This window comes from Pseudomonas sp. GNP013, assembly GCF_054343995.1.
This window is the reverse complement of the sequence record NZ_JBTGUT010000001.1, coordinates 2400410-2414373: the sequence shown is the minus strand read 5'-3', so window position 1 is coordinate 2414373 and position 13964 is coordinate 2400410. Positions and strand designations below refer to the sequence as shown.

The 13964-nt window shown below is 67.1% G+C and carries 1 protein-coding gene; it reads right to left on the bottom strand.

Features of this window, described 5'->3' with window-relative positions:
* Positions 1-47 precede the first annotated feature (47 nt).
* Complete coding sequence (locus ACXX81_RS10690; RefSeq protein ID WP_458571637.1) at positions 48-13943, bottom strand: non-ribosomal peptide synthase/polyketide synthase; 13896 nt, start codon at positions 13941-13943, stop codon at positions 48-50.
* Positions 13944-13964: the final 21 nt, after the last annotated feature.

The window sequence follows — 13964 nt, the reverse complement described above, 5'->3', positions numbered from 1 at the left end:
GGTTGTGCGATCCATTTCAAATGCTTGGAGAGAACGGCGCGCCGTTCTCAGGAATTCGGTTTGCTCTTGAGCTTGCCCAGCAACGTGTCGAGGGACTTCTGATTCAGTGCCTTGGCCAACGGAAAGTCGGACGGCATCAGCGCGCCCGCCTGGGGATCGAGGCAATGGTCGAGCAGCGCTTGCAGGTGCGTCAGCAGGCGCGCGGGCAGGTCGCGGTCGGCCTCGGCGCTGATGCTGTGCCAATGCAGCTGCAACACGCCGTCCTCCAGCCACGCCACCACTTCACGGGCATGGCTCACACGGTTGGCAGGCGCAACCTCCGCCGGCGCCGCCAGGGTGCTGGCGCGCAACCAGCCGGCTGGCGCTTGCTCATGGCCCAGGTAGTTGAACAGCACGTCACCGTTGCCGGCCGGCAGCGCACCGCGCAGGCGCAGCAAGCCGTATCCCAGGCCCTGTCCGGGCACCGCGCGCAACGCTTCCTTGGCCTGGCGCACCCAGTCGCCGGGCGTGCCTCGGGCATTCACCCGCAACGGGAACAGGGTGGTGAACCAGCCAACGGTGCGGCTCACGTCGAGCCCTTCGAAGCCCGCATCGCGACCATGGCGCTCCAGATCGACGACGATGTCCTGGCGCTGCTCGGCTTCGGCGAGGGTCGCGACCAGGGCGGCGATCAGCAGTTCTTCCGGCTGGGTACGGTAGGCGGCGTGGGACTCGGTCAGCCATTGCTGGGTGCGCGTGGCATCCCAGCGCGCCGAGAGGGTCTGGCGCTCGGCCACCGTGGCCTGCGGCATCGGCGTGACGGCGAGCTGGCGCGCCCAGTAAGGCTGCTCGACGGCGGCACTGGCGGCCCGCCCATGCAACTGCTCGGCCCATTGCCGGTAGGACGTGGTTTTCGCCGGCAGCACCACGGGCGCGCCGCTTTCCAGCGCGGCATACACCTGCTGGAAATCTTCCAGCAACGGCCCCCACGACACGGCGTCGATCACCAGGTGATGAGCCACCAGGTACAGGCGCTGTGGCGTGCCTTGCAGCAGCGCAGCGGCGAACAGCGGGCCGTGTTGCAGGTCCAGACTGCCCGCGACTTCGTGTAATTGCTGCGCCTGGCTTGCCAGGGTCAGCCGCGCCGGTTCGACCGCTGCAATCTCCGCCTGCCACTGGCCGTGCGCAGCGTTGAAGCGCAGGCGCAGGGCGTCGTGATGGGCGACCAGATGATCGAGTGTCTTCTGCACCAGCGCCGCTTGCAGTGGACGCGCGCTGTCGGCCAGCACCGATTGGTTCCAGTAGGCAGGCTGCGCTTGCTGCTGGTCGAAGAACCATTGATGCAGCGGCATCAACGGCATCGCACCGCGGACTTCGCCTTGCTCGGCCACGGCCAGCAGCGGCGTGATCAACTGCGCCAGGCCCGCCGGGGTCTGGGCGCGGAACAGGTCCTTGGGCGTGAGGGCATAACCGTGGTCGCGCAACTGCGAAATCAGCTTGAGGCCGAGGATCGAGTCACCGCCCAAGGCAAAGAAGCTGTCCGCGGTGCCGACCGCGCGGCCGCCGGTGAGGCTGTCGCCGAGCAAGTCGCTGAACAGCTGGCACACCAGGCCTTCCAGGGCATTGCGTGGTGCGACCGACGCCTGTTGGCGCTGCGGCAGAGGCAGCGCCGCCAGCGCTTTGCGGTCGAGCTTGCCATTGGTGGTCAGCGGCAGGCTTGGCAGTTGCACCCACACGACAGGCACCATATAAGCCGGCAGTTGACCGCTGAGTGCGGCGCCCAGCGCCGTCTCGGCTGCAGCGCCGCTGTAGAACGCCACCAGGCGATTGTCGACCACCAGCGTGCAGGCGCCGCTGACGCCCGGCTGACCGAGCAGCGCGGCATCGATTTCGCCCAGTTCGATGCGTTGGCCGCGCAGCTTGACCTGATGGTCGAGGCGGCCGAGGTAATCGATATTGCCGTCAGGCAGGAAGCGGCAGCGGTCGCCGGTGCGGTACAGGCGTTCGCCGTTCACCGTGAGGAAGCGTTCGGCGGTCAGGTCGTCACGCTTCAGGTAGCCGCGCGCAACGCCGACGCCACCGATATACAGCTCGCCGATGCTGCCAATCGGCAACGGCTGCTGCTGCTCATCCAGAATGTGCAGGCGCAGGTTGGCGATGGGCTTGCCGATCGGCACGACAAGGTCGTCCACCGAGCAACGCCACACCGACACGTCAATCGCCGCTTCGGTCGGGCCATACAGGTTGACCAGCGCCGCCGGGTGGCGACGCATGAAACGCTGCACCAGATCCGCCGGCAGCGCCTCGCCGCTGGCGAACACCTGACGCAGGCTGCGGCAGGCGGCCAGGCTCGGTTCTTCGACAAACGCGCGCAGCATCGACGGGACGAAATGCAGGGTGGTGACCTGCTCCTGCTGGATCAACTGGCTCAGGTAAGCCGGATCACGGTGCCCATCGGGACGCGCCACCACCAGCGTGGCGCCGGTGATCAGCGGCCAGAAGAATTCCCACACCGACACGTCGAAGCTGTACGGCGTCTTTTGCAGCACGCGGTCGTCAGGCCCAATCGCAAAGGCATCCTGCATCCAGTGCAGGCGGTTCATCAGCGCGCCGTGTTCGTTCATCACGCCTTTTGGCTGGCCGGTGGAACCCGAGGTGTAGAGCACATAGGCGAGGTCGTTGGCCTGCACGTTCAGCGGTTCGACGTTGTCAGCCGCGGGCAGTGAGTCCAGCGTCCAGGCGGTATGGTTTGCGGGCAGGTGCGACAGCCACTGAGGTTGGGTCAGGGTGACCCGGGCATCCGCATCGTCAATCAAAAACGCCAGGCGCGCGGCCGGCAGTTCCGGATCGAGCGGCAGCCAGGCAGCACCGGCATGCACGATGCCGAGCAAGGCCACCACCATCTCCACCGAGCGCTCCATGCACACCGGCACAATTGACTCGCGACCAATGCCGGCCGCGCGCAGGGCACGGGCGACGTGTTGGGCGCGCTGGTCCAGCTCGGCGTAGCTCAGGCGCTGGTCTTCGAACACCAAGGCTGGCGCATTCGGCGTGAGTGCGGCCTGTTGGCTCAGGGCCGTGTGCAGGTCGGTCGGGCCAGGGTAATGCCGCTCGGTGGCGTTCCATTGCGCCAGCTGCGCCTGATCCTGCTGCTGCGGGAACAGCTCGACCAACGCGCGCTCCGGCGTTGCCACCAGTGCATCGAGCAGCGCACACCATTGTGCGCTCCAGCGTTGCATCGTGGCGGCGTTGAACAGCGCGGCCTGGTATTCCAGCGCCAGGGTCATGTCGCTGCCGTCGTCGTGCACTTCCCAGCTTTGTTCGAACTTGGCGTCGATGGCCGGCAGGGTGCGTTCTTCAAGGGCCAGCCCTGGCCATTGGCGGCTGTCCATATGGCCGTGATTGAGGGAGAACAGCACCTGGAACAGCGGCGTGCGGTTGAGGTCGCGGCGCTGGGTCACGGCGCTGACCAGGCTGGCGAACGGCAGGTCGGCATGGGCCTGGGCCGCGCGCAGATCGGCTTCTATCGCAGCCAGCAGGGTTGCGGCCGGGGCCTGTTGGTCGACGTTGCTGCGGATTACCAGGGTATTGACCAGGCAGGCCAGCAGGGTCTGGGTTTGCGGTTGGTCGCGCTGGTCCGCCGGAGTGCCCAGGCGAATATCGCGCTGGCCGCTGTAGCGGGCCAGCAGGGCGCTCAAGGCGCTGGCGAGCACCACGTACGGTGTGGTGCCGCGCTGCCGCGCGAAGTGGCGAATCGCTGCCGAACGTTCGCGGCCCAGGCTGAGATTCAGTTGACCGGCACGCCGATCCGCTTCAGCGGCGCGTGGCTGGTCCAGCGGCAGTTCGAGGCGGTAGTCGTCCTCGCCCAGGTGGTTTTTCCAGTACGTCAGGCTGGCCGCGCGCCGGGCCTGGGTGTGCGGATGCTGTTGCCACAGGGCGAAGTCGACATAGTCGATGGGCAGTGGCGTCCAGTCGGGCGCCTGCCCGTGCAGCCCGGCGCGGTACGCCTGGGCCAGTTCGTCGATCAGCAGGCGCATGGCCCAGCCATCGGTGGCGCTGTGGTGCAGGCACACCAGCAGCAGGTGCTCGTCGCGGCCCTGGCGGTGCATTAAATGCGCGCGCCAGGGGGCGGCGTTTGCCAGGTCGAAAGGGGCCATCAACTCGGTCTGCGCGCGGTTGCACGCACTGTCCCAGTCGCGCTCGGCAACCGACGTCACCTGCAGCGCCGGGCCTTGCGCATCGATCAGCAACTGCGCCTGGCCTGCGACTTCCCTAATGCGGCTGCGCAGCACCAGATGGCGCTCGCTGAGCTGATCAAAGGCGGCGCGCAAGGCCGGCAGGTTCAGCGCACCGGTCAAGGTCAGCGCGAACGGCATGTGGTATTCGCGCGATTGTGGCACCAGTCGGCTGAGCATCCAGAACCGCTGTTGCGCCAGGCCCAGCGGCAGGGCAGCCGGACGTGGCTGCGGCGTGATCTGTTCACCCGGCAAGGCGTCGTCCAGCTGCGCGGCCAGGGCCGCGACGGTCGGCTGGGCAAATACCCGTGCCAACGGCAACGTTACCCCCAGGCGTTCCCGCACCCGGGCGACCAGTTGCGTGGCCAGCAGGGAATGACCGCCAAGCTGGAAGAAGTGGTCGTCGATGCCCACCTGCGGGCATTGCAGCACTTCGCTGAACACCTCGCACAGCAGCGTTTCGTTGGCGTTGCGCGGCGCACGGTGCGGCTGCTCGCGACTTGCGTCGGGCAGGCGGATGGCGGCGAGCGCCTTGCGGTCGAGCTTGCCGTTGGGAGTGAGCGGCAGGTGATCGAGCTGCACCAGCAGGCTCGGCAGCAGGTGGGACGGCAGTTCGCGGGCGAGTGCCGCGCGCAGTTCGGCTTCGCTGGCGTCACCGCTCCAGAAACTCACCAGGCGTTGGTCGAGCAGCAGAGTGGCGGCCTCGCGTACCTGCGGCCGGGCCAGCAGAGCAGCGTCGATTTCGCCGAGTTCGATACGCTGGCCGCGCAGCTTGACCTGATGGTCGAGGCGGCCGAGGTAGTCGATATTGCCGTCAGGCAGGAAGCGGCAACGGTCACCGGTGCGGTACAGGCGTTCGCCGTTCACCGTGAGGAAGCGTTCGGCGGTGAGGTCGTCGCGTTTCAGGTAGCCGCGCGCAACGCCGACGCCACCGATATACAGTTCGCCGGCCGTACCGATGGGCAACGGCTGCTGGTGGTCATCCAGAATATGCAGGCGCAGGTTGGCGATGGGCTTGCCGATCGGCACCACAGGGTCGTCGACCGAGCAACGCCACACCGACACGTCAATCGCCGCTTCGGTCGGGCCATACAGGTTGACCAGCGCCGCCGGGTGGCGGCTCATGAAGCGCTGCACCAGATCCGCTGGCAGCGCCTCGCCGCTGGCGAATACCTGACGCAGGCTGCGGCAGGCGGCCAGGCTCGGTTCTTCGGCAAACGCGCGCAGCATCGACGGCACGAAGTGCAGGGTGGTGACCTGTTCCTGCTGGATCAGTTGGCTGAGGTAGGCCGGGTCACGATGGCCATCGGGACGCGCCACCACCAGCGTGGCGCCAGTGATCAGCGGCCAGAAGAATTCCCACACCGATACGTCGAAGCTGTACGGCGTCTTTTGCAGCACGCGATCGTCAGGCCCAATCGGATAGGCATCCTGCATCCAGTGCAGGCGGTTCATCAGCGCGCCGTGTTCGTTCATCACGCCTTTGGGCTGGCCGGTGGAGCCGGAGGTGTACAGCACGTAGGCGAGGTCATTGGCCTGCATCTTCAGCGGTTCGACGTTGCCCGCGTCGGGCAGTGCGTCCAGCGTCCAGGCGCTATGGCCTGCGGGCAGGTGCGACAGCCACTGGGGCTGGGTCAACGTGACCAGAGCATCTGCATCCTCGATCAGGAATGCCAGACGCGCGGCCGGCAACTCGGGATCGAGCGGCAGCCAGGCGGCGCCGGCATGCACGATGCCGAGCAAGGCCACCACCATGTCCACCGAGCGCTCCATGCACACCGGCACAATCGATTCGCGGCCAATGCCGGCCGCGCGCAGAGCGCGGGCGACGTGTTGGGCGCGCTGGTCCAGCTCGGCGTAGCTCAGGCGCTGGTCTTCGAAGATCAACGCAGGCGCATGCGGCGTGAGTGCCGCCTGCTGGCGCAGGGCCGTGTGCAGGTCGGTCGGGCCAGGGTAATGCCGTTGGGTGGCGTTCCACGCCTGCTGTTGCAGGCGCTCGGCGTCGGTCAGCGGCGACCAGTCGGCGATCAGCGTCTGCGGTGCGTCGAGCATGCTTTGCAGCAGTGCCTGCCATTGCGTCAACCAGCGTTGAGCAGTGGCCTGGCTGAACAGCGCGCTGCGGTATTCCAGCAACACCGACAGCACTTCACCGTCGTGCACTTCCCAGTTCAGGTCGAACTTGGTGGCGGCGGCCGTCACTGCCCGTTCACGCACCTGCAAGTGCGGCCACTGGCTGGCGTCGGCAGTGCCGTTCTGCATGACGAACAGCACCTGGAACAACGGCGTCTGGCCGAGGCTGCGTTCGGGCGCGAGGTGTTCGACCAGTTGATCGAACGGCACGTCCTGATGCTGCTGGGCGTCGAGCACGGTGTTGCGCACCTGGTCGAGCAAGCCGGCGAAGTCCAGCCCCGGCGCCAGGTCGGCGCGCATCACCAGGGTGTTGACGAAGCAACCGATCAGCGGCTGCAACTCGGCCAATGGCCGCTGCGCCACCGGGCTGCCGACGCGCACATCGCGCTGGTTGGCGTAGCGTCCCAGCAACAGTTGTGCGGCGCTGAGCAGCAGCATGTACAGGGTTGCGCCGCGCTGCTGGGCAAACTGGCGCAAGCGCGAGGTCAGCTCGGCGGGCAATTGCAGCTGCACCGAGCCGGCACGCGGGTCGAGCAGGTGCGGGCGTGGCTGGTCGGTGGGCAGTTCCAGCTGGTAGCTGCCGTCCTCCAGTTGCGTTCGCCAGTAGGCCAACTGACTGTCGAACCGCGCCTGCTGCGCCGCTTCGCGCTGCCACAGCGCGTAATCCGGGTATTGCAGGGCCAGCGCCGGCAGGCTGTGCTGCTCGCCTTTGTAGCAGCGGGCCAGTTCGTCGAGCAGGTTCTGCGTGGAGGCATCGTCGCTCACGCAGTGGTGCAGGGTCAGCACCAGCAACGCCTGCCTGTTGCGTTTGAGCAGGCGCGCGCGAATCGGTGCTTCACGGGCCAGGTCAAAACGCTGCGCGCTGGCGGCCTGGATCGCGTCTTCGTTCAGTTGCTGCCAGTGGGCGTCGGTGACAGTGTCCCAGTGCGTCATGGCCAGCGTCAGCTCGACGTGGGGTTCGATCACCAGCGCCAGTTCACCGGCCGGCTCACGCACGATGCGGCTGCGCAGGATTTCGTGGCGTTGAATCACGTGGTTCAGCGCCGCTTGCAGCGCCGGTACGTGCAGTTCGCCGTCGAACTGCACGGCGCTGACCACGTTGTACTCACTGGCGCCGCTCAGTTGCTCGAGGAACCACAGGCGCTGTTGTTCGAACGACAACGGCAGGCGCGCAGGGCGCGGGGCGGGCACGAAGGTGTCGCGGGGTGTTTGCAGCGGCTGCGCGAGCAACGCCGCCAGCGCCTGCAAGGTGGGATGCTCGAACACCGCCCGCAGCGGTGGCACCGTGGCAAATTGCTGACGCAGGCGCGCAAACAGCACGGCCGCCAACAGCGAATGGCCACCCAGGTAAAAGAACTGGCTGTCACGCCCGATTGCGCTCAACGGCAGCTTCAGCAGCTCGGCCCACAGGGCGGCGAGCTGGCATTCGGCGTCGGTGCGCGGCGGGTCCGTGGCGTCCGGCTCGGCCTGGGTGTGCGGCGCGGGCAAGGCCTTGCGGTTGAGTTTGCCGTTATCGGTCAGGGGCAACGAGTCCAGCACCACAAAGGCCGACGGCACCATGTAGTCGGGCAGGGCGGCGCCAAGGGCGTGGCGCCACGCGCTGAGGTCGGGCTGGGCGCAACTGACATAGGCCACCAGGCGCTTGTCGCCGGGCACGTCTTCACGGGCCAGCACCACCGCCTGGCGTACGCCGGGTTGCGCGCCGAGCAGGGCTTCGATTTCGCCCAGCTCGACGCGGAAACCACGGATTTTCACTTGATGGTCCATGCGGCCCAGGTATTCGAGCTGGCCACCGGGCAGCCAGCGCACCAGGTCGCCGGACTTATACATGCGTGCCTCTGGCAGCGGCGAGAAAGGATCGTCGATGAATACCTTGGCGGTCTGCTCGGCGCGGTTGAGGTAGCCGCGGGTCACGCCGGCACCGCCGATATGCAGCTCGCCGGGCACACCCACCGGCAGCGGGTTGAGGAACGCGTCGAGCACGTAGGTGCGCACGTTGGCAATCGGCCGGCCAATGATCGGCCGCTGCGGGAAGTCATCCACCGCGCAGCCAGTCGCATCCACCGTGCACTCGGTGGGGCCGTAGGTGTTGAAGAAGCGGCTGCCGGCGATGGACGGCAGGCGTTGCCAGAGCTGCGCGTCCACCGCATCGCCGCCAAACAGCACGAAACGCGGCAGGTAGGTCTCGCCACGGCGCACGCCGTCAGTTTCGAGCAGGCTCTTGAGCTGCGCCGGGGTGCATTCGAAGGCGTCCAGGCGTGTGTCCTTGAAGAATTGCGCCAGGGCGGCCGGTTCGTAGCGCACGTCTTCCGGGGTCAGGTACAGGCTGTGGCCGTCGAGCAGCAGGATCAGTTCGGCCACCGAGCTGTCGAAGGCGAACGAGTAGTTGAAGCTGGTGCGCATCGGCTGGTCGGTGTAGCGCCGGTACAGACCGTGAATGCGCGCCCAGGCCAGGTTGACCACCGACGCGTTGGTGACCAGCGTGCCCTTGGGCTTACCGGTGGAGCCGGAGGTGTACATGATATAGGCCAGGTCATCGGGACCTGCCAGCGCGGCGGGGTTACTCTCGGGTTGGCTGGCGAGCAGCGCGGCGTCGGCGTCCAGGCGCAGGCGTGGCAGGTGGCTGCCCAGCTGTTCGAGCAGGCCTTGCTGGCCGACGAACAACCGCGGCTGCGCGTCGTCGAGCATGTAGGCCAGGCGCTCGGCCGGGTAGCTCGGGTCCAGCGGCACATAGGCGCCACCCGCCTTGAGAATGCCCAGCAGGCCGATCAGCAATTCCAGCGAACGCTCCACACACAGCGCCACCGGGCGGTTGGCGCCCACGCCTTGCCCGCGCAGGTAATGGGCGACCTGGTTGGCGCGGCGGTTCAGTTCGGCGTAGCTCAGGCGTTGGCCTTCAAAGCACAGCGCGTCACGCTCAGGCGTGCGTTCGGCCTGCTGTTCGAACAGCTGGGCGAAGGTCAGGTGCTGCGGCACGTCCATTTCGGTACGGTTCCACTCCACCACCGTGCGCTGCCACTCGGCGGGCATCAGCAAGGGCAGGGTGGCGACCGCGCGTTGCGGCGCGGCGAGCAGTTGTTCCAGCAGGTGTTCCAGGCGCGCCAGGGTTTGCCGTGCGCTGTCCTGGGTGAAGAGGTCGAGGGCGAACATCAGCTCGAGCTGAATCGGCGCATCCGCCGGGCACAGCACATGCAGGTCGAGGTCGCATTCGGAGTGCTTGAGCGGCGTGTCGAGCGCTTCGAAGGCCAGCCCCGGAAACTGCAGGCGCGCCTCCATGCCCAATTGCTGCGCAACCATCACCTGATACAACGGCGCATGGCTGAGGCTGCGCGGCAGTTGCAGGCTGTCCACCAGTTGTTCGAACGGCAGGTCCTGGTGTTGCAGGCCTTCGCGCAAACGCGTGGCGACTTGGACAACCACCGCATTGAAATCGGCCTGGGCGCTGAAGTCGGCGCGGATCGCCAAGTTGTTCAGCAGGATCCCCAGCAGGCCTTCGGTGCCCGGCTGTTCACGGTGGGTAACCGGGGTGCCGATCAGTACGGTGGCGTCGCCGCTCAAGCGGTGCATCAATACCGCAAAGCCTGCGAACAGGACGCTGAACGGCGTGGTGCCCAAGCGACTGGCGAGTGCCTGCACGCGGCCGCTGAGGGCGGCGCTGAGTTCGCGTTGCACCAGCCCCGCGCGGTAGCTCTGCACCGACGGCCGTGGATGGTCGGTGGGCAAAGCCAGCAGGGGGCTGGCGTCCTGGTCGCGGCGGTCAAGGGTGCGCGTCCAGTAGTCGAGTTGGCGCGCAAGTTCAGCGCCTTGCAGGTGATCACGCTGCCACAGGGCGAAGTCGGCGTATTGCAGGGGCAGGGCCGGCAATTGCGCGGCGGCGCCGTGGCGGCGGGCTTCGTACCCTTGCGCCAGCTCACGCAGGGCGATGGTGGCCGACCAGGCGTCGGACACCAGGTGATGCAGGGCAATGCCCAGCACGTGCTCGTCCGGCGCCACTTTGAGCAGGCGCGCGCGCAGCAGCGGCGGCGCCGTCAGGTCGAAGGGGTGTTCGAAAGTGGCTTGCAGGGCGTTGAATTGCGCACCTTCACGGGCGGTGGCGGTCAGGTTCGACAGGTCTTCGAATGGCAGCTCGATGTTCAGCGCCGCGCTGATGTGCTGGCTCGGCACGCCGTCCACGCTGCGAATGCCGGTGCGCAGGATTTCATGGCGCGCCAGCAGGTCATTCAGGCTCGCGTGCAGGGCTGCCACGTCGAGTTGCCCGCTGAGGCGCAGGGCAAACGGGATATTGAACAGCGTGGTGCCGGGCGTCAGTTGCTCGATAAACCACAGGCGTTGCTGCGAGAACGACAACGGCAGCAGGGCCGGTCGCGGCCTGGCCTGTAGCGAATCGGCCGCGACGGCTTGCGGTACGGCGGCCTGCGCCTCACGCTCGGCGATGGCCACCGCCAGCAGCGCGACGGTGGGCTGTTCGAACAGCACCCGCAGCGGCAGCTCGAGTTTGAATGTGCTGCGCAAGCGCGCGACGATCTGCGTCGCCAGCAGTGAATGGCCGCCGAGGGTGAAGAAATTGTCTTCCACACCCACGCTGTCGCGGCCCAGCACTTCGGCCCAGACGGCGGCAATGGCGGCTTCATGTTCGTTACGCGGCGCGAGGCTTTCGCTGGCGTCTGCCTGCCAGGTCAGTTGCAGCGCAGCGAGGGCCTTGCGGTCGACCTTGCCGTTGTTGTTCAGCGGCAGGCGGTCGAGGCATTCAAAGGCGGCCGGCACCATGTACGGCGGCAACTGCGCGCGCAGGTGTTCGCTCAAGCCATGGTTGCCCAGGCTTTCGTCATGGGCCGACCAGTAGGCCACCAGCCAGGCTTCGCCCACGCTGTTTTCACGCAGCAGCACGGCCGCTTCGCGCACGTTCGGGTGCTGGGCCAGGCGGTGTTCGATTTCGGTCAGTTCGATGCGGTGCCCGCGCAGCTTGACCTGCTGGTCGCGGCGACCGAGGTATTCGATCACCCCGTCGGCACGCCAGCGGCCAAGGTCGCCGGTGCGGTACAGGCGACCGTCGATCTGCGCATGCTCGATGAAGGCTTCGGCGCTGCGCTGCGGGTCGTGCAGGTAGCCGCGACCCACGCCGACGCCGCCGACGCAGATTTCCCCGGCCACGCCAACGGGCACCGGGCGCAGTGCTTCATCGAGCACGTACAGGCGGTTGTTGGCGGTGGGCTTGCCGATGGGCATGTGGCTGACGCTGGCGTGCGGCGCTTCGGTGATCGGCTGGAACGCCACGTCGTCGGCGCATTCGGCGGGGCCGTAGGCGTTCATCAGCGCGATAGCGGGGAACCGCGCAAACCAGTCGCGGGCCACGGTCGGCGGCAACGCTTCGCCGGTGGGCAGCACCCAGCGCAGGTCGGGCAGTTGCAAGTCGCACGGGCACAGCGCAAGCAGGGTGCGCATCAGGCTCGGGACGATTTCCAGCACATTCAGGCGCTCGCTGGCGAGCACCTGCAGCAGGCGTTGCGGGTCGTGGGCGACCTCGTCCGGCAGGATGTGCACGGTGGCGCCGAGTACCGGGGCGGCGAGGAACTGCCACACGCTGATATCGAAGGCCACCGAGGCGGTCTGTGGAATGCGGTCGGCGGCGTTCAGGCCCAGGGCCGGGACTTTGCCGAAGATGTTATTGAGCATGCTGCGCTGTTCGATCATCACGCCCTTGGGCGTACCGGTCGAGCCCGAGGTGAACAGCACGTAGGCCAGGCTGTGCGGGGTGCCGGCGAGTGCCAGCGGTGCATCGTTGGGGGTGTTCCAGGCCGCTTCGGCGAACAGCGCCCGGGGCGCGTGATCGAGGCCGCTGAGCAGCTGATCGAGCAGGCCGCTGCAGTCTTCACTGGCGACCAGCAAAGGCGCGCGGGACAGGCTGAGGATTTCGCGCAGGCGCTCCGGCGGGTGGTTGACCTCCAGCGGCAGCATCGCCGCGCCGGCCTTGAACACCGCGATCATTGCGGTCAACAGCGCCAGGCCACGGGGGGCAAGCAGCGCCACCAAGCGGTCTTCGGCGGCGCCGGCCGCACGCAGGGCGTGGGCCAGGCGCGTGGCGCGCCGGTCCAGTTCGGCGTAGGTCAGGGAGTGGCCGTCGCAGATCGCGGCCACCTGATCGCCGCGTTCGGCGACCTGGGCGGCAAACAGTTCGGCGTAGCTTTTATCCAGCGGGAAGTCGTGGGGGTTGAGCGCCCAGTCGCCCAGCAATTGCTCGCGTTCATCGGCGGCCAGCAGCTCGAAACTGCCCAGCGCTGCCTCTGGCGCGGCGAGCATGCCGCGCACCAAGCTGGCCAGGTGGCCGAGCAGGCGCTGCACCGTCTCGGCGGTAAAGCGCTCGCGGTCGTACGACACGCGGATGCCCAGTTGCTCGCCGGGCAGGATCACCGCGGTCAAGCCGTAGTGGGTGTGCACGCTATGGTCCATGCCGTCGAGGCTGAACTGAAAGCCGCCGTCGAGAATCTGCTCATCGATGGGGGCGTTCTCGAACACCAGGATGCTGTCGAACAGGGTTTCGCCACGGGGGAAGTCGCTCCAGCCCTGGATATCGGTGAGCGGCGTGTGCTCGAAGTCGCGCATCTGCACGTTGAGTGCCTGCAAGTCCCCCAGCCAGTCGTCCAGCCGTGCCTCGGGATCGACGCTGACGCGCAACGGCAGTGTGTTGATGAACAGGCCGATCATTTCGGCGACGCCGGTGAGCTCGGCAGGACGCCCGGCCACGGTGACGCCGAACACCACGTCGCGTTGCCCGCTGTAGCGCGACAGCAGCAGCGACCACACGCCCTGGAAAAAGGTGTTGGGGGTGATCCGGCGGCTGCGGCAGAAACTGGCCAGCGCCTGGGTGTGCTGCGCGTCCAGGTGGATCAGTTGGTCGTCCACCAGCACTGCATCGGTATAGCGGTCGCGCGCCACGCCGTTGTCCACGGTGAGCGGCGTCGGCGCGTTGAGCCCGTGCAACTGGCCGCGCCAGAACTGCTCGGCCTTGCCCGCGTCCTGGCGTTGCAGCCATTGGATGTAGTCGCGAAACGGCCGGGGGGCGCTGATCTGCGGCGTGCGCTGGTTGCACAGCGCCTCGTAGACCTTGAGAAAGTCCACGGTCACCAGGGAAATGCACCAGGCATCCATCAGGATATGGTGGAAACTGCGGATGAATTCATAGGCCTCATCGGCCAGGCGCACCAGACGAAAACGAATCAGCGGCGGCTTGGACAGGTTGAAACCGACTTTCTGCTCCTCCTCCAGCAGCACACGAATGCGCGCCTGCTGCTCGTGGGGCGCCAGCCCGCGCAGGTCGAGAGTATCGAGCGGCACCTTGACCTCGCGGTGGATCACCTGCACCGGCTGCTTCTGGGTTTTCCACTGGAAGCTGGCGCGCAGCGACGGGTGCAGCGCCACCACCTGGCGCCATGCTTCAAGAAACGCGGTCTCGTCAATGGCCCCACCGATTCGGTAGCGATCCTGCATCAGGTACACCCCGGAGTCCTCGTGCAGCAGGGAGTGGAACAGCATCCCTTGTTGCAGCGGTGACAGCGGGTAGACATCTTCGATCGGATTGCGCGTGGTGTTGTCGGTGGTCATTCAAAACGTCCTGCAGAAATA

Coding starts and splice junctions, on each gene's coding strand:
- ACXX81_RS10690 (WP_458571637.1), bottom strand. CDS start 13,943: ATGACCACCGACAACACCACGCGCAATCCGATCGAAGATGTCTACCCG.